The sequence below is a fragment of the Lacinutrix algicola genome, assembly GCF_001418085.1.
Taxonomy (GTDB): Bacteria; Bacteroidota; Bacteroidia; order Flavobacteriales; family Flavobacteriaceae; genus Lacinutrix; species Lacinutrix algicola.
In genome coordinates this window covers 15,390-37,991 of the sequence record NZ_LIQH01000019.1, presented here as the reverse complement: position 1 = coordinate 37,991, position 22,602 = coordinate 15,390, and the positions used below count along the sequence as shown (strand labels likewise).

General features: G+C 31.7%; 20 protein-coding genes. 8 read left to right on the top strand and 12 right to left on the bottom strand.

Going from position 1 to position 22,602, the window contains the following annotated elements:
* Positions 1 to 29: 29 nt before the first annotated feature.
* Positions 30 to 389: a YraN family protein gene (locus ASC41_RS00635; protein ID WP_055434710.1), complete on the bottom strand. Its 360-nt coding sequence runs from the start codon at positions 387 to 389 to the stop codon at positions 30 to 32.
* 72 nt (positions 390 to 461) lie between these two features.
* Positions 462 to 1,472 (bottom strand): S66 peptidase family protein, encoded by a 1,011-nt coding sequence (locus tag ASC41_RS00630; protein ID WP_055434709.1) that lies wholly within the window; start codon positions 1,470 to 1,472, stop codon positions 462 to 464.
* A 176-nt stretch (positions 1,473 to 1,648) separates the two neighbouring features.
* Between ASC41_RS00630 and metG the strand changes: the two genes are divergently transcribed.
* From metG to ASC41_RS00605, 5 genes are all read left to right on the top strand, one after another.
* Entirely contained in the window at positions 1,649 to 3,739 is a 2,091-nt protein-coding gene (metG, locus tag ASC41_RS00625; RefSeq protein ID WP_420835918.1) for a methionine--tRNA ligase, read from the top strand.
* A gap of 3 nt (positions 3,740 to 3,742) precedes the next feature.
* The gene (locus ASC41_RS00620) at positions 3,743 to 5,158 is read left to right on the top strand and encodes a hypothetical protein (RefSeq protein ID WP_055434708.1); all 1,416 of its coding nucleotides are present in this window, start codon (positions 3,743 to 3,745) and stop codon (positions 5,156 to 5,158) included.
* A 122-nt stretch (positions 5,159 to 5,280) separates the two neighbouring features.
* Positions 5,281 to 5,751: a lipocalin family protein gene (locus tag ASC41_RS00615; protein ID WP_055434707.1), complete on the top strand. Its 471-nt coding sequence runs from the start codon at positions 5,281 to 5,283 to the stop codon at positions 5,749 to 5,751.
* Between the two features lie 5 nt (positions 5,752 to 5,756).
* Complete coding sequence (locus ASC41_RS00610; RefSeq protein ID WP_055434706.1) at positions 5,757 to 6,464, top strand: YiaD family glycine zipper/OmpA-like lipoprotein; 708 nt, start codon at positions 5,757 to 5,759, stop codon at positions 6,462 to 6,464.
* A gap of 86 nt (positions 6,465 to 6,550) precedes the next feature.
* A complete protein-coding gene (locus tag ASC41_RS00605; RefSeq protein WP_055434705.1) occupies positions 6,551 to 8,671 on the top strand; it encodes a Tex family protein in 2,121 nt (706 codons plus the stop codon).
* A 67-nt stretch (positions 8,672 to 8,738) separates the two neighbouring features.
* Here ASC41_RS00605 and ASC41_RS00600 read toward each other — a convergent pair whose 3' ends face one another.
* From ASC41_RS00600 to ASC41_RS00570, 7 genes are all read right to left on the bottom strand, one after another.
* On the bottom strand, positions 8,739 to 9,233 hold the full coding sequence (locus tag ASC41_RS00600) for a hypothetical protein (RefSeq protein WP_055434704.1): 495 nt from the start codon (positions 9,231 to 9,233) through the stop codon (positions 8,739 to 8,741).
* Between the two features lie 92 nt (positions 9,234 to 9,325).
* The gene (locus tag ASC41_RS00595; RefSeq protein ID WP_055434703.1) at positions 9,326 to 9,670 is read right to left on the bottom strand and encodes a hypothetical protein; all 345 of its coding nucleotides are present in this window, start codon (positions 9,668 to 9,670) and stop codon (positions 9,326 to 9,328) included.
* Positions 9,671 to 9,843: 173 nt separating this feature from the next.
* Complete coding sequence (locus ASC41_RS00590; RefSeq protein ID WP_055434702.1) at positions 9,844 to 10,764, bottom strand: hypothetical protein; 921 nt, start codon at positions 10,762 to 10,764, stop codon at positions 9,844 to 9,846.
* A gap of 96 nt (positions 10,765 to 10,860) precedes the next feature.
* Positions 10,861 to 12,648 (bottom strand): OmpA family protein, encoded by a 1,788-nt coding sequence (locus tag ASC41_RS00585; RefSeq protein WP_152971392.1) that lies wholly within the window; start codon positions 12,646 to 12,648, stop codon positions 10,861 to 10,863.
* Between the two features lie 249 nt (positions 12,649 to 12,897).
* Positions 12,898 to 13,275, bottom strand: a complete 378-nt coding sequence (locus ASC41_RS00580) for a hypothetical protein (protein WP_055434701.1) — start codon at positions 13,273 to 13,275, stop codon at positions 12,898 to 12,900.
* Positions 13,276 to 13,339: 64 nt separating this feature from the next.
* On the bottom strand, positions 13,340 to 14,755 hold the full coding sequence (locus tag ASC41_RS00575) for a DUF5689 domain-containing protein (protein WP_055434700.1): 1,416 nt from the start codon (positions 14,753 to 14,755) through the stop codon (positions 13,340 to 13,342).
* A 39-nt stretch (positions 14,756 to 14,794) separates the two neighbouring features.
* A complete protein-coding gene (locus tag ASC41_RS00570) occupies positions 14,795 to 17,605 on the bottom strand; it encodes a carboxypeptidase regulatory-like domain-containing protein (RefSeq protein WP_055434711.1) in 2,811 nt (936 codons plus the stop codon).
* A 140-nt stretch (positions 17,606 to 17,745) separates the two neighbouring features.
* On the opposite strand from ASC41_RS00570, the gene ASC41_RS00565 reads away from it, so the two are divergent.
* The 3 genes from ASC41_RS00565 (at position 17,746) to ASC41_RS00555 (ending at position 20,154) form a co-directional block, all read left to right on the top strand.
* Positions 17,746 to 18,801 carry an endonuclease/exonuclease/phosphatase family protein gene (locus ASC41_RS00565; RefSeq protein ID WP_055434699.1) on the top strand — a complete coding sequence of 352 codons (1,056 nt, stop codon included), beginning with the start codon at positions 17,746 to 17,748 and terminating at the stop codon, positions 18,799 to 18,801.
* Between the two features lie 67 nt (positions 18,802 to 18,868).
* A complete protein-coding gene (locus tag ASC41_RS00560; protein WP_055434698.1) occupies positions 18,869 to 19,492 on the top strand; it encodes a DUF4097 family beta strand repeat-containing protein in 624 nt (207 codons plus the stop codon).
* 26 nt (positions 19,493 to 19,518) lie between these two features.
* Positions 19,519 to 20,154 carry a lipoprotein signal peptidase gene (locus ASC41_RS00555; RefSeq protein WP_055434697.1) on the top strand — a complete coding sequence of 212 codons (636 nt, stop codon included), beginning with the start codon at positions 19,519 to 19,521 and terminating at the stop codon, positions 20,152 to 20,154.
* On the opposite strand, the gene ASC41_RS00550 is transcribed toward ASC41_RS00555, so the two are convergent.
* The 3 genes from ASC41_RS00550 to rimK are packed head-to-tail and all read right to left on the bottom strand — an operon-like array spanning position 20,151 to position 22,569.
* A complete protein-coding gene (locus ASC41_RS00550) occupies positions 20,151 to 20,717 on the bottom strand; it encodes a 5-formyltetrahydrofolate cyclo-ligase (protein ID WP_055434696.1) in 567 nt (188 codons plus the stop codon). The two genes, ASC41_RS00555 and ASC41_RS00550, sit on opposite strands and share 4 nt — an antisense overlap.
* A gap of 5 nt (positions 20,718 to 20,722) precedes the next feature.
* A complete protein-coding gene (locus ASC41_RS00545) occupies positions 20,723 to 21,697 on the bottom strand; it encodes a succinylglutamate desuccinylase/aspartoacylase family protein (protein WP_055434695.1) in 975 nt (324 codons plus the stop codon).
* A gap of 2 nt (positions 21,698 to 21,699) precedes the next feature.
* Entirely contained in the window at positions 21,700 to 22,569 is an 870-nt protein-coding gene (gene rimK, locus ASC41_RS00540) for a 30S ribosomal protein S6--L-glutamate ligase (RefSeq protein WP_055434694.1), read from the bottom strand.
* Between the last annotated feature and the right edge of the window lie 33 nt (positions 22,570 to 22,602).

Below are 22,602 nucleotides of genomic sequence, written 5' to 3'. Positions count from 1 at the left end.
GAACTTTTTTTGTTTAAAATTATCACGCTTTAAAAATGGTAAAAAGCATCTTCTAAATGCTCAATCTTAAATTCTTTATTCTCTTTTACAATAGCAATAATATCGAAACGAACTTCTACATCTAATTTATTTGCGGTTACAAATTCATCAACCGCTTTTACTAAATTTTGAATTTGTTTTGGTTTCACAAAATCTTGAGGATTACCAAAATCTGTACTCGATCTTGTTTTAACCTCAACTATAGCCAATGTGTCTTTTATTTGAGCAATAATATCAACTTCGGCTTTTTGAAATCTATAGTTACGTTCTAAAATCTCGTAGCCTTTTTGCAGCAAGAAATCTACAGCAAGTTGCTCTCCTTTTTTTCCTAACTCGTTGTGTTGTGCCATAATTCCTGCGTAGGCAGGAATCTCATCCTACAAACTAAAATTTAATCTATTTATATTATATGCAACAGTAATTTATTCTTCAAACTTAATTGTTGATTTTGTTTTACTCACTTCCAAATCAATAATTCTTCCCATAATCATAGCCCGATTATCATCCTCATGTCCAGCTGGCATATTAAAAGCTATTGGAAAATTATAATCTGCTAAAGCATCTAAAATAAGTTGCTCTACGCTAGTTCCCCAAAGTGTTGTATTCTTTCTCATTCTACTCATACCTCCTACAACTACACCTTTGCAATCATCAAAATAACCAGCGCGTTTTAAACTTTGAAGCATGCGATCGATGTGGTATTTATATTCTCCTATTTCTTCAATAAATAAAATTTTCCCTTTTGTATCAATACTTGTATTAGAGCCCAACATAGTATGCAATATTGTTAAGTTCCCACCTACCAATTGCCCGGTAGCTTTACCTTCTCTATTGTATTTAGATTCTTTTAAAGTGTAATGTATAGGTTTACCAAAAACTGAAGCTTTAAAAGTGTCTATGCTTTCTTTAATTTCTTCTTGATTTTTAGGTAAACTAACACACATAATTCCATGAATACTTTCCACTCCTTTAGTATGAATTTGGTTGTGCAAAGCAGTAATATCGCTATAGCCAATAACCCATTTTGGTTGTTCTAAAAATTTTGAATAATCTAGTTTATCAAGAATTCTCACCGTTCCATAACCTCCTCTTGCACTCCAAATGGCTTTGATGTTTGGACTATCTAAAGCTTCTTGAAAATCTTCACAACGCTCTTGATCTGTGCCTGCAAAATGGTTATCTCTACTAAAAACGTGTTTACCAACTACAACATTTAATTGCCAACTTTCTAATAGTTTTTTAGCACGTGTAACTTCGTCTGCTCTGTTTTTTAAAACACCAGATGGCGCTACAATAGCAACAGTATCTCCTGCTTTTAAATAAGGTGGTTGTATCAATTTTGAGGGTATTTTAATATTAGTGTGCTCTTGAGCCGAAACGTTAATACTTCCGAAGAAAAATAACACAGTAATAATTAATATTTTTTCTATCATAATGTAAATGTAACCGATATTTTACAAAATTAAAATGAAGTACTTCTTAAAAAAAAACAGATTAGCCTCATAATATTGAATAAAAGCACTATCCCATCACTTTTCTACTCAAATCTATTAAAAAAACACTCCTTTTTATTAAATCCAAGGTTAAGAATTCAATTTTAAAAAAGGTAATGATTATTTTTGTTGTTAAATTACAAGAATTCATGTCGAAAGATCCTAAAAGATATACCATTACCGCAGCATTACCATACACTAACGGACCAATACATATTGGACATTTAGCTGGTGTTTATGTGCCTGCAGATATTTACGCACGTTACAAAAGATTAACAGGAAACGATGTTGCTTTTATTTGTGGAAGTGATGAGCACGGTGTGCCAATTACTATTAAAGCAAAAAAAGAAGGTGTTACGCCTCAACAAATTGTGGATAGATACCACGCTATTATTAAGCAGTCCTTTTTAGATTTCGGTATTACTTTCGACAACTATTCGCGTACCTCTGCTAAAATTCATCATGATACAGCATCAGAGTTTTTTAAGACTTTGTATGATAAAAATGAATTTATTGAAGAAGTGTCTGAACAATTATACGATGCAGAAGCAAACCAATTTCTTGCCGATCGTTTTGTTGTTGGTACTTGCCCAAAATGTGGTAATGAGGAAAGTTATGGCGATCAATGTGAAAAATGTGGAACAAGCCATAATGCTACAGATTTAATAAACCCTAAATCTGCAATTACTGGAAATGTACCTAGTTTAAAAGAAACAAAACACTGGTTTTTACCACTAAATAAACATGAAGCCTTTTTAAAAGAGTGGATTTTAGAAGGTCATAAAAAAGATTGGAAGGCTAATGTTTACGGTCAATGTAAATCTTGGTTAGACGATGGTTTAAGACCAAGAGCAGTAACCCGTGATCTTGATTGGGGAATTCCAGTTCCTGTTCCAGGAGGAGAAGGCAAAGTATTATACGTTTGGTTCGATGCTCCAATTGGTTACATCTCTGCAACCAAAGAATGGGCAGCAAGAGAAAACAAAGACTGGGAACCATATTGGAAAGATGAAGATACTAAGCTAGTTCACTTTATTGGTAAAGATAATATTGTATTTCACTGTATTATTTTTCCAGCAATGCTTAAAGCAGAAGGTTCTTATATATTACCAGACAATGTACCAGCAAACGAGTTTTTAAATTTAGAAGGCAACAAATTGTCTACCTCTAAAAATTGGGCTGTTTGGTTACCAGAATACTTAATAGATTTCCCAGACAAACAGGATGTATTGCGTTATGCTTTAACCGCCAATGCTCCAGAAACTAAGGATAACGATTTTACTTGGAAAGATTTCCAAGCAAGAAATAACAACGAATTAGTTGCCATTTTCGGAAACTTTATTAACCGTGTGGTTGTTTTAACTAACAAATATTACGAAGGTATTATACCAACTCCAAGTGAATTCTCTACCATAGACGAAGAAACTTTGGCAACAATAAAAGCGTTCCCAAGTGTTATAGAAAGTTCTTTAGAGCGTTACCGTTTTAGAGAAGCTTCTCAAGAGTTAATGAACTTAGCGCGCTTAGGAAATAAATATCTTGCAGACGAAGAGCCTTGGAAATTAGTAAAAACTGACGAAGCCCGTACTAAAACAATTATGTATGTTGCTTTACAAATAGCATCGGCATTATCAACTTTATGCGAGCCGTTTTTACCATTCACATCAACTAAATTAAAAAACATTTTAAATAGTGATGAGAACAAATGGGAAGACATTGCAACTAAAGAAATATTAATTTCTGCTGGACACCAAATAGGAAAAGGTGAGTTATTATTCTCTAAAATTGAAGACACCGAAATACAAGCACAGTTAGATAAATTAGAAGCTAGCAAGAAAGCGAACGAAGCTGCCAATAAAGTGGCTGAACCACAAAAAGACACTATTGCTTTCGACGATTTTACAAAACTAGACTTAAGAGTTGGTACAATTCTGGAAGCTGAAAAAATGCCAAAAGCTAAGAAACTTTTAGTATTAAAAGTAGATACAGGAATAGATGTTAGAACCATTGTTTCTGGAATAGCAGAAAGCTTTACAGCCGAGGAAGTTGTTGGCAAAAAAGTAACCGTATTGGTTAACTTAGCACCAAGAGCCTTACGTGGTGTAGATAGCGAAGGCATGATTTTAATGACTGAAAACGCAGATGGAAAATTAGTATTCGTAAATCCTGATGATGCAAATGTCTCTAACGGTTTACAAATAAGCTAAATAATGTTTAACAAGCTATTTCCAATTCTATTTTTGCTATTAATTGGCACAACCGTTTCTGCACAAAGAAACTGGATTGTTATCGAAACAGGTTTGCAAGGAGAATATTCAAACTTAAAAGATGCTTTGCCAATTATTGATAAAGAATCTGGAAATATTGCTTTCTTTTTAAGAGAAAAAAAGCAAATAGTAGCATATTTATATAATCAAAACCAGGAACTGGTTTCAAAAGTAGTTATAGACGATATTCCCAAAAAAAGCAGGCATATCGCTGGTCAATCTATAGAGAATGATAGTTACACTCTCTACTTTAAACGTAATTCCACATTAAAATTTGGGTATTTAAAAATTAATTTTAAAACTGGTACTTTTAAGTTGGTTGATGATTTAGACATCAATTTTAAAAAAGAAGAGTATGTAAATAGCTTTTCGGATAAGGATAAGTTTTATGTTCTAACATCAGTATATAAAACCTCTAAACTTAACCTGTATACTTTAGACAATAATGCCAATATTACTAATAAAGAAATTAACTTACCAGAAGACCAAATAAAATCTGACACAGACTTAGCTGTCGATTTCAACAGTCTTATTTTTGCATATGCTTCTGAAATTAAGAAAATTGACATTGGAGAACCGTTGGCTTTAGAGAGCGTAACTGCTCAAACTAAAGTGTTTTATAAAGATGGAGAAATCGTGTTAACAAATAACTTTTTTGGAAAACGCACTTTTATAGTAAACATTAATGTTGCTGATGGAGTATTAAAATTTAATGCTGTAGAAAATTTAGGCTTTATTAAAGGTGAATTAAAATCTGGTATTAACTCCTTTATTTTCGACAACCACTACTTTAATGTCTATGCTACTAATGATAAACTTCTATTTTCTGTTTATACTTATCCAGAAATGAAAATGCTTAAAAGCTATAAAGTTGGAAAGCATGAAACAATAGGCTTTAAGAATACAAAAATGATTCAAAAAGTGGGAGATGGTAAATATGGTGTGCGTGTATTAGAAAACACGTCTCAATATTTAAGAAAAATAGCCAACAAACACTTGGGTGTTGCTGTTTATAAAGATAGTAGTAACTATGTTGTAACTATTGGATCAAGCAAGATTGCTACGGGCGGAACAATGTCTGTAGTTGGCGGTCTGCTTGGAGGAGCAATAGGTGGTGTTTTATTTTCTGCTTTCGACAATTATAATAAAACAAAATCTGTACAAATTAAATGCTTATTTAATGAACATTTTAACCACAATTCTAATTTAATTCCTGAAAATGGTTTCGATAAAATAAATAAATTCACAAAAGACTTCAACCACTTAGATACTCAATCTGTATTTCGTTATAAGGATGATTATGTTTGGGGATCTTTTAATTACAAAACAGGTTTATACAGACTGTTTGTTTTCGATTAAACCTCAAATAAATCAACCTTAACTACCATTAATACTGTTAGTTAAATATTAATTGATATTATATTAGCATTATTTATTTATTTTGATTGTACATTTGTAATACACAATTCAAAAACTAAATCATGAAAAAAATAATTTTACTTCTAGTCGTTACAACCTTCCTATCTTGTGGAGGATCTAAAGTTGTGAGACAATCTCAAAAAACCATTAAAGGTCAATGGCTTTTAAATAACATTTCTTATAGTGAAGCAGGCAACTTTAGTGTTATGTTACTTAACGACGCTTCTAAAGAGTGTTTTGAAGGTAGTACGTGGTCTTTTATACCAAACAACAATACTGGTATTTATACCATAAATAACCAAAACTGTACAACCGGCGAAAGAAACTTTGTATTCACAATACAAGAAGTTGATGAGCAAACTGGCTTGTATGACTTTTTATTAAAGCCTACCGATGCTAAGAACAAATCTGTAACCAACCAAGGTTTTAGATTAAAACTAGCTCAGTTATCTGAATTTGATATGCAGTGGCAACAAACAGTATCTGTAGATGGAAAACCATTTACAATTAATATGAATTTTTCTAAACAATAATAATTATGAATTTAACTATAAAAAAAGTAACAAGTATAGCATTAACTTTAATGTTAGCAATTACATTAACTAACTGTAGTGCTACAAAAAATGCAAATAACAAACAAAAAGGAGGCGTTATTGGCGCAGCTGGTGGAGCCATTTTAGGAGCTATTATTGGTAACAATGTTGGCAAAGGTGGTAACGGCGAATTAGGAGCTGTTATTGGTGGTGTTATTGGTGGTGGTGCTGGTGTTCTTATTGGAAACAAAATGGACAAACAAGCAGAGAAAATTGAAAACGAAATTCCTGGAGCAACAGTAGAGCGTATAGATGACAAAATTGTAGTAACTTTTGACGAAGACAGTGGTGTCTATTTTGATACAGCAAAGTATAACGTTAATACTGCATCTCAAGCGACTTTAAACAAATTAGTAAATGTTTTTAAAGAATATCCAGATACAAACATATTAGTAGTGGGCCACACAGATAGCGTTGGTAGCGAAGAAAACAACATGACACTTTCTAAAAACAGAGCCAATGCGGTAACAAATTTTATTATTAGCAACGGTATAAGTAATGGTAGATTAACAACAAACTGGTTTGGAGAATTACAACCAACTCACGACAATACTACAGCAGAAGGACGCTCTAAAAACAGACGTGTAAACATTGCTATTTTACCAAATGACAAAATGATTGAGGACGCTAAGAACGAGTCTGGAGAAAACTAAAATTCTTTCGTCTTTTTCTTCGGAATAAACCCAAGATTAAATATATTACAAGACCTTATTTTACTTAAAAAGATAAGGTCTTTTTTATGCTTTTAAAATACATATTATCACATACTAGCTTACCTGAATCTTCAGTTAAGAACACTATTAAATTACTTAACGAAGACTGTACAATCCCTTTTATTTCTCGTTATAGAAAAGAAGCTACAGGCAACTTAGATGAAGTTCAAATTGGAGATATTGTAAAATACAAAGAACTTTTTGAAGCCTTAGAAAAACGTAAAAAGGCTATTATTAAAGCTTTAGAAGAACAAGCAGTTTTAACTGAAGATTTAAAACAAAAGATTGAAAGTTGCACAGATTTAATAACACTTGAAGATCTTTACTTGCCATTCAAGAAAAAACGAAAAACAAAAGCAGAAACTGCAAGAAAAAATGGTTTAGAACCATTGGCTAAAATAATAATGAGCCAAAATGCAAACGACGTAGAGTCTATTGCTTACAAATACGTAAAAGGTGATGTTACCTCTGTTGATGATGCATTAGAAGGCGCAAGACATATTATTGCAGAATGGATTAACGAACGTACAGATATTAGAAATAACCTAAGAAACCAGCTAGAGCGACATGCTCAAATTTCAACAAAAGTGGTTAAAGCCAAAATTAAAGATGAAAAGGCTCAAAAATTTAGAGATTATTTCGATTGGTCGGAAAGCTTACAACGAATTCCATCCCATAGATTATTAGCAATTTTAAGGGCAGAAAACGAAGGTTTTATAAGAGTTAAAATTGAAATAGATGCTATAAAAGCACTAGAAAATATTGATAGAAAAATAATTAGAAGCAAAAATGGATGTGCAGATCAAATAGAACTTGCTATTTCAGATGCTTACAAACGTTTATTATTTCCATCTTTAAGTAACGAAGCTTTAAGTAATGCAAAAGAAAAAGCAGACGAAGCCGCAATTACAGTTTTCTCTAAAAACTTAAAACAATTACTATTAGGTTCTCCTATAGGAGAAAAACGAGTATTAGCTATCGATCCAGGTTTTAGAACAGGCTGTAAAGTAGTATGCTTAGATGCTCAAGGTACTTTATTACATAACGACACTATTTATCCGCATCCTCCAAAAAGCGACAGTATTGGAGCTATAAATAAAATAGCATCATTAGTCGATACTTATAAAATTGAAGCTATCGCTATTGGAAACGGAACAGCTTCTCGTGAAACCGAAGCTATTGTTAAAAAAGTACAGTTTAAAAACGATGTACAAGTATTTATAGTTAGTGAAGCTGGAGCTAGTATTTATTCGGCATCTAAAATTGCAAGAGATGAGTTCCCAGATTATGATGTAACCGTTAGAGGTTCTATTTCTATTGGAAGACGTTTACAAGATCCATTAGCTGAACTCGTTAAGATTGATGCTAAATCTATTGGTGTTGGGCAATACCAGCACGATGTAGATCAGAATAAATTACAAAAACAATTGGATGTTGTGGTAGAGAATTGTGTAAATGCCGTTGGTGTTAACATTAACACTGCAAGTGTTCCATTATTAAGTTCAGTTTCTGGAATTGGACCAAAATTAGCCGAAAATATTTTTAATTATAGAAATGAAAACGGTGTTTACAAATCTAGAAATGACATTAAAAAAGTACCACGCTTAGGCGGAAAAGCTTTCGAGCAAGGTGCTGCTTTCCTTAGGATTAAAGAGGCCAAAAATCCTTTAGACGATTCTTCAGTACATCCTGAAAGTTATAAAATAGTCGAAAAAATGGCTAAAGACGAAGATGTTACTATTCGAGAATTAATTGGTAATGAGGCCATTCTTCAGAAAATAAATTTAAAAAAATATTGTACAGAATCTGTTGGGTTATTAACGCTTGAAGATATTATTAAAGAACTTAAAAAACCCGGACTCGATATTAGAGAAACTGCTAAAACGTTTAGTTTTAACCAAGATATTAAATCGATTACCGATTTACATTCCGGGCAATTATTACCTGGAATAGTAAATAACATAACTGCTTTTGGTTGTTTTGTAGATGTTGGGATTAAAGAAAGTGGATTGATACACGTCTCTAACCTATCGGATAGTTTTGTAAAAGATGTAAATGAACATGTGCATTTACACCAGCAAATTACAGTAAAAGTTTTGGAAGTAGATGTTACTAGAAAACGAATACAATTGAAGTTGCATAAATAATATAAAAAAAGATCAACCCATTAATTGATGTTGATGCCTTTTTTTTGAACTAATATTAAAACAGCAATTATGATGCTTTTTTTAAACTTGCATTTATATTATCGTTAATTATACTATTCCAGTTTTCTATTCTACGCATTTCGTAATCTTCAGTATAACCATCGTCTGTATTAAAGAAATGTAAGGTTACCTCTTCTTTTTTAAAAGAATGAAATGCTATTTTTAAATCTAGATATTCTAATCTTGTTACTTTATCCTTTCCTATTTTGTAGTTTGTAACTAATTCGCAAGACTTAATATCAGATAATTTTAGGTTATAAATCTTATGGTTATCGTTATTAAACTGAATGTAGGTTAACATGTTATCGTCTTGAGCAATACCTATAAATTTGTTGTTCCAAACCTCTTTTAATTTATAGTTAAACCCACTTAGTTTAGTGATTTTCTCTGCTTTTTGCTTTGTTTTTGAAGTGTTATTAAGTCCTTTGTAAACGAATATAAGGAATGGTACGAAAACACTTGACACCACAAGTATCTCTATTAATGTGAATGATAATTTCATTGTTGTAATTTTTTGATTTAATGTATAGTAAATCAATACTAAACCTTTACGAAAAAGATTAGTATTGCAATAGTTTTAAAAAACTGTTGCGCTTACGTAAACCAATGAAATGGGAAAATAATTTCTTTTGTAGTTAAGCTAACATCAATAAATTCACTCGTTTTTTCATAAACTAAGTAACTCTCTTTCTGCTCTTTGCAAACTCCATTTACTAAACCTAATTGTTTAAAAAATGAAAGATTATCTTCTTGAGAAAGGTTAACTGAAAAATCTATTTGAGAATTTACAATTATACCTTGAGTATTAAAACCAGTACTAGTTTGCACTGTGTTTTGCGGCAAGGTGTTTTTTATAGCAATAGCAGTCTCGCTTTCTGTAAAAAAGAAAGTAGACAAGCCCAAAAGAAGAGCCATAACTATATACTTAAACTTTGCCATGTTAATACTTAAATTAATAAGTACAAAGTTATATTATAATTTGTTAAGAATATGCTAAACTTTTAGCTAAAATAATCCTCTAAAGATTGATCACCTCTTTAATCTAAGAACTCACTTACTAATTTAAAAAACTCAAAACCAAATAATGTGGTCTTGAGTTTACTTATTTAGTTTTAATTTATTAAGCAAAAATTATCTAGCCCAATATACATTTTTCCATAATCTGGAAATGGAATGTGAGAATTAGTAATCATAATATGGTTTATACCAGTTGCAGGAATAACTAAAGTACTGGTATCTATTGTAAATGTTGCAGTAGTCCATGCATTTGTAGTAGATGATGTTATAGTTACCTCTCCTAAAAATACGGTATTAGTACTACCAAACAAATCTAGGTTTGTAGGTGTATTAATACCTGTTGGAGTTGCTGGTAATGTACCAGAAATAGGATGATACACACCGTAAACTCCTATTTTAATAGCATTTGAAACAAACAATTCACTCATATTAGCATAATCAAAAGTTAATGTATAATTACCTGTGTTAGCATTTATTGGTGCTGTTAATTCGTTGAACATGCCTTCTCTATATGTTGCATTACTTGATGTAGAATTTTCAATCCACATGCCTGCAAAAACACCACTTGAAGGTGTTGGAGCTGCAAATGAAGAACTTCCAAAGTTTGTAGTTGTGGCGTTAAACAAATCGGCTAGACTACCACTTTGCCATAGAGGCTTCCAACTTGTTGCTAAATCAATATCTTCATCCACAGTTGCATTTGGGTTACCTGTTACAATTCCGAAATCTCCATTCTGTATAAAACCTGGACAAGTTCTTATTACAGGAAATACTTCTATACATTCACAATCTTCGGTTACTGTTCCGTTTAATACTCCTTGACCAGAAGCGTCACATGCATCTCCAATATTTAATCCTAATTCGGGACATTGGTTTAATGCGCCATAAGCGCAATCATCTTCATTACTACATGAGTAAGTAAATAGTAAAATGGTAGTTATAGTTATTACTTTTAGTCCGGTAAAAAACAGAGATTCTAAATCTTTATTTTTTAATATTACATTTTTTGTGTTCATCGTTTTATGTTTTAAATAAGCCAAAATTTCTTTAATAATGTATTATAAATCTATCTTGGCTTGGCATTGATTAATAGCCTCTTATTGTTCTTTTAACTATTGAGGGCATATAACTTTAAATTCTGTTCTACGATTAATTGTGTGTTCGTTTTCTTCACATGTTACACCATCGGCACAACGGTTTAGTAGTTCTGTTTCTCCTGCTCCTCTAGCGATTAAACGATCTCTAGAAATTCCTTTTGTCATTAAATAGTTAATTGTTGACTCTGCTCTTTTTTGCGATAGCGTTTGGTTGTAAGGGTTGCTTCCTCGAGAATCTGTGTGAGAAGACATTTCTACGCTTATTGTTGGATTATCTTGCATTAACTTAACAACATAATCTAAATCTGGTCTTGCTGCAGCAAGGATGTCCCATTTATCAAGATTAAAAATAATGTTGTCTAATTTTATTGCTTGACCGCAAGGGTTAACACACATTTCTAAGTCTATAAATAAAGATTGATTTCTATTGTAATCGTTAGTAGCAACCTCAACTTCATTAGAAAAATAACCATCTTTATTACCGTTAAGCCCATAAGTAGAAGCTTGTTTTAAATGAAATATAAAAGCTCCAGAATTATCAGACAATGTGTTTTTTTGGCCTGGTATTATTTTATCTCTTAACTTAATATCTACTCCTTGAATACCTTCGCTTGTATTACACTCGACTACATTTCCTTTTAGAATAAAGTTTAAATCACCATATTCAATTACCTTTTGTATACTATTCCCATCTTTTTTACAAGCAATAAATTCTGTTTTTTGAATTGAAGTTTCCTCTAAAGAAACATCGTATAATTTTCCTTTAACAATATAATCTGCTTCAGCTACATCATTAAAAACAACCACGCCGTAAGAATTTGTTGTCCCAGATTGCACAATATTTCCGTTTAAGTCTGTTAAAACAACATCTGCAAAAGGTAGTGTTTCACTTGTATATTTATCTCTTGCAGTTACGGTTACACCACAACCACAGATTGTACAACATCTTGGCATGTGGTCTTCACCACAAACCTCGCAAACCTCCTCCTTCTCCTTTTTATTAAACTTATAAGTAATTCCGGCAAAAACTCCCACTGAAGAAATATCGCAATCGCAAGCTTCCTCTCTTAAGTTAATTCCACCTTGTTCTAAAACAACTCCAGGCTCACCAGTTGGCCCTGTAAATGCAACAGTATCATAATATGCTGCTGAGACACCTAACATTGGATCGACAAGCTCTTTTGCTCCAAAATGACGCATGTAATAAGCTCCTGCATTAATTCCAAAATTATTATATAGCATATAAGTAAAACGTACTTGCCCTTTAAAAGTAAAGACTCCTGAATCTTTATATCCTGCATGAAAATTTAATATCTCATTTCCTGGATTTGCATTTTCTAACAAGGTTCTTCCGCCTTTAATAGATGCTATACCAAAACGTGTATTAATTTCGGTCTTAAACCTTCCTGTATTACTTCTAAACTGAGCATTTGGTCCTATACCATAGAAAATTCTTGTAATACCGTCTTCGGAAAGATTAGTGGTAGTAATTTGTGTTCCTCCAACATCATAAAGATTATCTGTTTGAAATGTACTTTCTGGTTGATTTTTAATATAATCGAAATCGAAACCTAATCCAAAGGTATTCCAATAATAATCTAAAGACAGTCCTAAATCGAGTCCGCCTTTATAGTCCATTTCTGGCGTGTTATTGTTATAACTCGGAAAATCGTAACCAACTCTTGGCGATAGCTGAAAATAATTTGTGTCATTTCCTAATTGTTGTGCGTTAGTAGTAAACGACAAAGCGTAAACTAATGCAACAACAAATAGTTTTATTGTGTTTTTTAAATTGTTCATCATTTTAGGTTTTAATTTGTTTATACATTTTTAGATAACTTTAACGGCTATTTTGTTACCTACTATTACCAATTAATTTTAAAGAAAATCGCTTCAAATTCTTTTATAAAAAAAATATTACAGAAACAACTTCCTATGTATAAGCCATTTAATTGTATGTTTTTTGACTCGATTATTGGTAAGCTTGGATATATAAACAAAAAAAGACCCACTCAATGAGTGGGCCTTTTTTGTAATAGTAATAAAGTTTTTTTATGCTGCTTGAAGAAGAATTAATCCCATTCCAATACAAATAAAAGGAAGCACTATAAGCATAGGCATATTAAACTTACGCGATTTCTTTTTATTAAACTTTGCATTCATAACTTTTCTGGTATTGCCATTATAGCTAATCCAGTTTTTAAAATGAATACCAATAGATAACATAATAAATAGAGTCCAAGCTTTTTCGCTAGACATAGTATCTACATGTAGTTTATTTAAAAAGGCTGCAAAAAAACAACCTAATAGAAACGCTATTGTTATTTGCAATGTAGATATGTAAAACAATGCAATAGTATTTGCCTTTTGCTTATAAGTCTGCTTATAACGAGAGAATATGAAATAAAATATTTTATCGAAAACTGTCATAGGGTAAAAGTAAAAAACCTGACAGAATTAACTATCAGGTCTTATATAAGTTAAAAAGATATTTTTAGTTATTTAATATCTTTAAATTATCTATATGATATCTTGTAGTTGCACTTGGGTCTGAACCTTCATAAAAGAATCCAATATTTACATCTCCACTATATGCAGAAAGATTAACTGCACTTACTGCTTGTAAACCACCAAAACTGCTAGTTGGTCCATAAGGAATTGCTGCATTTAATGGTTGCCATGTTGCCGTTTCTGGGTCTCCAGTAAAGTCTTCAGAAATATAAGCCGATAATATAATACCGTTTGAATAAGCCACCTCAAGATCGAATGTTAATATACTATCTGAACCAGCAGCTAAAGTGATTGCTGGAGTAACTAACCAAACATCAGCTTCTGAATTGTTTGAATCATATGCAGAAATTCTAGCATAGTCATTATTATCAAAACCACTAATAAACCAATCTGTACTTGTTCCACTTATGTTTTCATTTGTCCAACCTTCAGTTGTTAATCCACCAAAGCTTTCAAAATCTTCTTCGTATGACACTGTAAAATCTGCAATATCTAAAACTGAACAACGTGTATTACTAAACATTACGTCATCTAAAGAGTTTAAAGCTAAAACTAGATTACTTCCATCATAGGTTTTTGCAATTACACCAGCAATAGATCCATTTAAAGTTGGTAACGGTTCATTTTTAAATGAAGAAAAACCACTCGTTTCTAAAACAAATTCTGAATAATCAAAACCATTGCAAGCCTGCATTATACGTGCTGTATCATAATCTTGTAAAGGATCAAAATAACGTTCACCTGCTAAATCATCAGCAAATTCCACGCCATCAAACTGTACAAAAACACCAACAAGATCATTACCTGCATCAGAGAAAGAGATGTTTAAAGGCACTATTGCTTCTGTATTAGATGAACGAAATATTCTAGCATTTTCTTGATTACTAGTTACAGCAGTTACTGTTCCACCATATTGGTCAGACTCACTTCCACCACCTATTGTAGTTACTCCATTTCCAACTCTTGTTTCTCCAATAAATAAGTCTGTTAATTTAATATAAACCTCGCGACCTTTATTAAATTTATTATAAGTATCTGATGTACTTGTAATAATTTGTAATCCTACTGTTGGGTTTTCTGGTGCATCTTGAATAAAAAACTCTTTAAAGAAGTTTCCAGTAGCATCAGAAGAACTTACATAACCTTTTACTGCAATTTCTGTATCTACTTCAAATGGTTGTGATTCTGTACCATCTTCGTGATACATTGCTTTAACATCTGCCATAGATACTAATTGAACTTCTCCTGCTTCAATTTGACTTAATAAAGTATTTAATGAGGAGTTCTCTTCATTTCCTTGAGATTGAGGTACTGAATAATCGTCATCTTCTACACAAGATGTTACAGCTATTAAAGCCATAAAACTTAATGCTAATGTTATTAATTTATTCGTTTTCATAATTGTAATATTAATAATAATTAATTTTTCTTTTTCTTTTTAAAATCTAAGATACACATTTACAAAGTAATTTGCGCCTCTACCATACCAATATTTAGCTCCAAAAACTCTTTTCTCAAGACTTACATCGTCTCTTAATTCTTGATAGTTTGCATTTCTACCTTGCTCGAAACCGCCAGTTTTATATACTTCATCTAATAGGTTACCTACACTTGCAAAAAAGCCAATATATTTATCGCCTATTTTCCAAGATTTACCACCTACAAGGTTTACAACCATGTACTCATCAAACTCTTCTTGTTTTAATAACTCTTCCGCTATAGCTTCATCATAATCATTAAATGGTAGACCATCAGATGGATCTAGGTAAAAATTAGATGTTCTATTTATTGGGCTAACATCTACATAAGCATTAGAGAAGAAGTTTGCTGTAGCACCAAACCACCAGTAATCTGGATCACGATATTCGAAACCAATAGATGCTGCACGTTGCGGTCCACCTGCAATTCTAAAATCTTTTAGGTTAGCTTCTCCAAAATTTGATACTTGACTGTCTGAAGACACGTATAAATTTGGATTATTATCATAAGTATATTGACCAACTGATGCTGCTCCTTTTACTTTAATTGTAGGTGTTACTTGAGCTTCTATACCTAATTCGAAACCAAAATGCTTTTTATCAACTCCTTGTAATACTTCAGATACTAGAGCATTAGTTTCTACAAAACCATCTGGGCTTACAAAACCACCTATACCATCTGCATAATAAAAAGAAGTTTCATTTGCATCCTCTATCTTAGTATAAAAACCTGTAAGTTTAGCTTTTACAATAGGAGATCTAAAAATATAACTTCCATCTATGGACATTGTTTTTTCTTCTGTAATTTCTTCTCCAGTAATACTTACTCCATTTACAACACCAACATAATCGTTATTTGCTCTAGAGTTAGTAAAAGTGTTTCTTAAAGAAGGTGCTTTTGTAATATAACCTCCATTAAAATCTAATAAGTGTTTACCTGTAATTTTATAAGTAAAACCAGCTTTAGCTCCAAATCCTGTAAAATCTATTTTATCACTTTTTCCATAAGAATTATCTGCAATTATTTCACCTAAATCATTGAATGTAACATTTGCTTCATTTTGAGATAGACCTTCTCTTTGATAATCTGTTTTTGTAATACTACCTGCTAAATAGAAATCAACTTTATTATATTTAAACTGTGCTTGTACAAAACCAGAAATTTCGTTAGAATATAAATTATAATCATACTTAAATTTATCGCCTTCAAATGCAACTTGATTTGGATTTAATAAATCGAATTGAAAATTATCAAAAGAATCTACATTTAAAGCTCCTGTTGTACTGCCCAATAAATCGATAATTTCAGCAAAATTTTCTGACTTTAATTTTCTATAATTAAGTCCAGAGTGAAATAAAATGTTTTCATTTAATTCTGTATTAAAAACAGTATTTAAAGTTAGTTGCTTATCATCGTTTCTATCTTCGTACAATACATAAGCTGCATTAGTTCCGGATATATTATTAGTTAAGTTAGCATCTATAATTTCATTCCAATTTATCTGACCATTGTTTAAAAATTCTTGTTCATTTGCATAAGCACCTGCTAAATCATCGTTTCTTAAAGAGTAACTAGGTAAGTTTTGGTAATACGAAGGACTTGGATTTGCACCGCCAGAATAATCTAACCTACTATTTCCAACTTTACCAAACTGATAACCAACATTTGTATTTAATGCTGTTTTAGATGAAATATCCCAAGTATGGTTTAACATTATAATTGGCTCTTCAACCTCTTTAATACGAGAATTTTTTTGTTCGCCATCTAAGTTTCCCCAATACTCATTATACTTAATACCTTTTAAATCGTAAACTTCTTGCGTATTAGCAGAAGACTTACCTCTTCTGTTAGGTGCGTAAATTGAAGTAAAATTTACACTGTGTTTATCGTTGATTTTCTTTTCAACTGAAGCAAAAAACGAGTTAGAATCGTAAAGAGATGCATCTTGATAACCTTCGTCTCCCCAACGTCTTCCTGCCATAAGCGTGTAAGCCCAACCATCTTCCATTAAACCTGAAGAATAACTAGCCATTAAACGATTTGTATAACTCCTATTTGAAGAAGAGTATGTTACACGACCACCTTCTCTGTAAGAAGAAGCTTTAGTGTTTATGTTAGTTGTTCCTAAAACACCTCCAAAATCATAAGCTGAAGGAGAAAGTCCTTGAGAAAATTCTTGATTACGAACTACATCGTTTAAACCTCCCCAGTTACTCCATTGTGGTCTTCCTGTATCAAACTTATTCATTTTGATACCGTTTACTAACACCGTACCGTTATCTGAATCTAATCCTCTTACTCTAAAGAAAGAAGAGCTAAATTCGAAAGCGGCTGTACGTTGGAAAATATCTCTTGAAGACGATAATAGTCCTGAAATATTATCCGAACCACTAGTATCATCACTTAATTCATCGTCCGAAAGTGTAATAGTAAACAAATCTGCCTGACTTCCTTGATCTACATCAAGAATCATATCTTGGATATCAACAGTTTTTCCTTCGTTTACAATAATAGGATATCTTTTTGGTAGAAATCCTGGTTTAGTGATTTTTAGCATTTGCTCTCCAAAAGGAACTGCTGTGCTAAATTTAAACTGACCTAAACCATCTGTAGTTTCAGTTTGCCCTGTTTCTTCAACAGTAATTGTTACATCTGGAAGAGGTTCGTCTGTAACAGCGTCTTTAACGCTACCTTTTACAACCGTTTCTTGAGCGAAGGCTGTAAACACAGAAAACATTCCAAATAAAAAAATAAGTAAATTTTTTTTCATACTAGAAATAATAGTTAATAATAGTTTACACATTAAATAATAGTTATTTAAGGCTTGCAAAGTTACATTATTTATTAGAAACATTTACCTTTGGCAGGAATTTTGAATGCACGCATAACATAAACATAACATTATAACTAATGAAGAATTTAAAACTATGGCTTTCAGTTGCACTTATTTCTGCCTTTGTAAGCGCTAATGCTCAAGAGGATAAGAAATATAAAATCCACACTGTTGCTTTTTACAACCTTGAAAATCTATTTGACACTGTAAACGATACAGAGAAAAACGATGAGGCTAGTCCGATGATGGAAATTAAAGCAGATCGTGAAGAAATTTACAAAAAGAAAGTCCATAATATGGCACGTGTAATTTCTGATATTGGTACTGAGACTACAGGAAACGCACCTGCTATTATTGGCATATGTGAAGTTGAGAATGTTGATGTTGTTGAAGATGTTGCTAACGATCCTTTATTACTATCTCACGATTATGGTATTGTTCATTTTGAATCTCCAGACAGACGTGGTATTGATGTTGGATTAATGTACCAAAAAGATTTATTTCAGCCTATTTCTAAAAGTTCTCATACGTTAAAAATCTATGATGATAACACAAAGAAACGTGTCTACACAAGAGACCAACTATTAGTTTCTGGTAAATTAGATGGAGACCTTATACATATTATAGTAAGCCATTGGCCTTCTCGTAGTGGAGGTGAAGCAAGAAGTCGTTCTAAACGTATGGCAGCTGCTAAACTTAACAAACATATTATAGACTCTTTACAAGTAATAGATCCTTATGCTAAGGTTATTACAATGGGAGATTTAAACGATGACCCTACAAATGCAAGTGTTAAAGATGTACTTAAAGCAAAAGCGAAGAAAAAAAATGTAGCAATTAAAGGAATCTATAATCCTTTTATTAATATGTTTAAAAAACAAGGATTAGGAACTACTGCCTATAGAGACGCTTGGAGTTTATTCGATCAAATAATGGTGACTAAACCATTAATTGAAACCGATTTTTCTTCTTACAGATATTACAAAGCAGGAATTTATAACAAGAATTATTTAAGTAACAAAAAAGGACGCTACAAAGGTTATCCTCTTAGAAGTTTTGCAGACGGCGGCTTTACAGACGGATTTAGTGATCACTTTCCTGTTTATATCTTTTTAGTTAAAGAGATAAAATAAAAAAATACTCCATAAATTTAAAACGCCAACTAATTTAGTTGGCGTTTTTTTTATTACATTGTTTTATATGAAATACATTGTATTCCTTTTATACTCTCTTTCTTTTATTTCTTTATACGGACAAAAAGCCGAAGAAATAACAATAAACAATAACACCATAAAATCTATTGTTATTGAAGATGATGCTATTTTTAAAATTAACATAAACACAACTAGCACAAAAGCTATAAAAATAACTTCTAAAATAGAAGGCGAATATTCTAAAAGGACTCACCTTTTAACCCAAATTAGTAATGATGTGCTTTCAATAACATCTGTCTACCCAAAACTAACCACCAAAACAGACGATAAATTAAATGCACACAAAGTACATTCTATTGAGATCGCTATTGAAGTGCCAGAAAACCTAAGTCTATATATTAAAAGTGCCATAGCTTCTGCTAAAATTAGCGGCACGTACAAGAATTTGATTCTAGAATTAAATCAAGGCAATGCTAAAGTCTTAAACTTTGCAGGCAATGCAACAATTAATACGCATAATGGTAATATTACTTTAGAAACTAATAATGCAAAAATTAAAGCAAAAACTAAAACAGGAACAATAAAAAGCGAAAAGATAACGCAATCAACAAACCAAATAAAAATAGCTTCTATTAACGGAAATATTAAAATCTATAAAACTAAAAATTAATCTTATTTTAGCTTCAAACTATTGCAATGTCCTTAAAGAAAGCTTCCTTTTTAATTATCATTATTTTACTAATCGATCAAATTAGTAAACTATATATAAAAACACATTTTCAGCTTCATGAATCTTTAGAGATTTTTAGCTGGTTTAAAATCTACTTTGTAGAGAATGATGGTATGGCTTGGGGAACCAAATTAAGCGACTTTGCTCCAAGTTTAATAAGTGATAGAACAGCAAAATTATCTTTAACAACATTTAGAATTTTTGCCATTTTAGGTATTGGCTATTGGCTAGTAAGTTCTATAAAAAAACACCAATCTAAAACACTACTTTTAGCATTAGTTTTCATTTTCGCAGGAGCTTTAGGTAATATTCTCGACTCTGTTTTTTATGGCGCTTTTTTTAACGACAGCTTTGGGCAAGTCGCCTCATTTATGTCAAAAGAAGGTGGCTACGACAACTTACTATACGGTAATGTTGTTGACATGCTTTATTTTCCAATGTGGCAAGGAAATCTACCTACATGGCTACCCGTTTTAGGAGGTGAAAATTTTATTTTTTTCGAACCTGTTTTTAATATAGCAGATGTTGCAATTGCAACTGGATTTAGCATTCTATTATTCTTTAATAAAAAAGCGTTCCCTAAGAAGGAAAACAATGTTTAGAATCTATAAATATTTTGTGGAGTAACGCAATAATCTAGTGCAATATCACTTTCTAAAACAGGAAAAACTGCGTCTTCAAGTTCAAAAAAAGACAATCCAATCTTAACAGTTTCCGGATTACAACTTGCTAAAAAATTATCGTAAAAACCTTTTCCATAGCCTATTCTGTTTCCGTTTTTATCGCAAACTAAAAGTGGCACAAACACAACTTCTATTTTAGAATTATTAATTTCAATACCATCTACAGGCTCTGGAATATTGTATTTATTTAATTTAATCTTAGTTCCATCTGTTAACAGGAAATTCTGAAGAGACCTAGTTTCAAAATCACTTTTAGAAATCACTATATTTTTATCTTTCCCAGATAATATACTTAGCAAAAAATCTGTATTTATTTCTTTTAAACTCGCTATAGAAAGAAAAACATGATAGAACTCGTAGTCCCAAATCTCTAATTCTAATAGTTTATTTGCAATTTCAAGACTTAAATCATCAATTGCATCTTCAGTTAATTCCTTTCTAAGGTTTTTATACTTCTGTCTTAATTCTAACTTAGTAACCATTGTTATTATTTGACTAATTTGGTTGAAATATGAAAAAGCGCATCACCCTGATAAACAATTGGAGATTCGTTTACATTAATAATATATCCAGAATTAGAAGTCTTTACAAAGTGATTAAACTTACCATATGGATCTGTAATATTACCAATAACCTGTCCTTTTTCTACTTTAGAACCAATGGCTATTGAAGCTTTAAACATTCCAGAATAACTGGCGCGAATCCAACGGCTTTCATTTATAAAAACAACAGCTTTTTTAGGCTCTGAAACTTTAAACTTTCTTTGAAGCATTCCGTGAAAATTTAAAATACGTTTTGCTCCATTAACACCTGTATTTGTAACATCATTATCTATATGAATAGATTTTCCTCCTTCAAAAAGAAGAATAGACTTGTTTAATTTATTACAAGTATTTCTAAAAGATTTATTTACGTTTTTAGAATACAAAACAAAAGGAGCTCCAAAAATTTTAGCAGCAATATCCATATCAGGATTACCTTCAATAATTCTTATTTGTGGTGCATTAAACCGCAAAGCACCTCCAGTGTGGAAGTCCATAATAAAATCGGCATGAGGTACAATTTCTGAAACAAAAGAATAGGCAACTCTGCTTGCTAGAGAACCAGATTTACTTCCTGGAAACACTCTGTTTAAATCGCGACCATCAGGAAATTCACGTTCCATATTAATAAAACCAAAAACATTTAAAACCGGAACACAAATTATGGTTCCTATTTTTGGTTTGTTAATGCCTTTTGAAATAATTTGACGAACAATCTCCACACCATTTACCTCATCTCCATGAATTCCTGCTGTAAACAAAACAACAGGTCCTGGTTTTTTAGAACGTTCAACAATAATAGGAATATCTACTAGTGTTCTAGTATGTAATTTCGCAACATTAAAGCTAATTTCTGCGCTTTGCCCAGGCTTAATAGTTTCACCTAGTATGTTTAAATCGTCTTTATTATCAATATTCATAATTAAACATTTCGTTCAATATAACGAATAATTGTTGATGCAATATCTTTTTTAGTAGCAGCTTCTATACCTTCTAATCCTGGCGAAGAATTAACTTCTAAAATTAAAGGTCCACGAGCAGATTGTAGTAAATCTACACCACAAATACCTAAGCCAAGAGATTTCGCCGCTTTTAAAGCCGCATTTTCTTCTTCGTCTGTAAGTTCAATTATATTAGCGCTTCCGCCTCTATGTAAATTAGATCTAAATTCTCCTTCTTTACCTTGACGTTTCATGGCACCAACCACTACTCCATCGACTATAAAAACACGAATATCTGCTCCTTTAGATTCCCTAATAAATTCTTGAACAATAACACGAGCTTGTAATCCATTAAAAGCTTCTATTACAGATTCTGCAGCATTATTTGTTTCTGCTAATACAACACCTAAACCTTGTGTTCCTTCTAATAATTTAATAACTAAAGGTGCACCTCCTACATATTCTATCATACTTTGCACATCTTTAGCATAGTTAGAAAACACCGTTTTTGGCATTCCTAAACCAGCTCTAGAAAGCACTTGTAAACTACGCAACTTATCTCGAGACCTTACTAAAGCTTGAGACTCTATCGCCGAAAAGACTTTCATCATTTCAAACTGCCTTACAACAGCAGTACCATAAAAAGTTACAGATGCTCCAATTCTAGGAATAATAGCGTCACATTCTAAAGTTCTTCCTTTAAAAATAACTTTTGGATTTTTTTTCTCAATAATAATATCGCACATTAATGGATCGATAACTTCTACTTCGTGCTTACGTTTTTTAGCGGCTTCAATAAGACGTTTAGTAGAGTATAAATGAATGTTTCGGGATAAAATTATTATTTTCATTGTTTTAAATTGATATATTAATACTATTCAAAA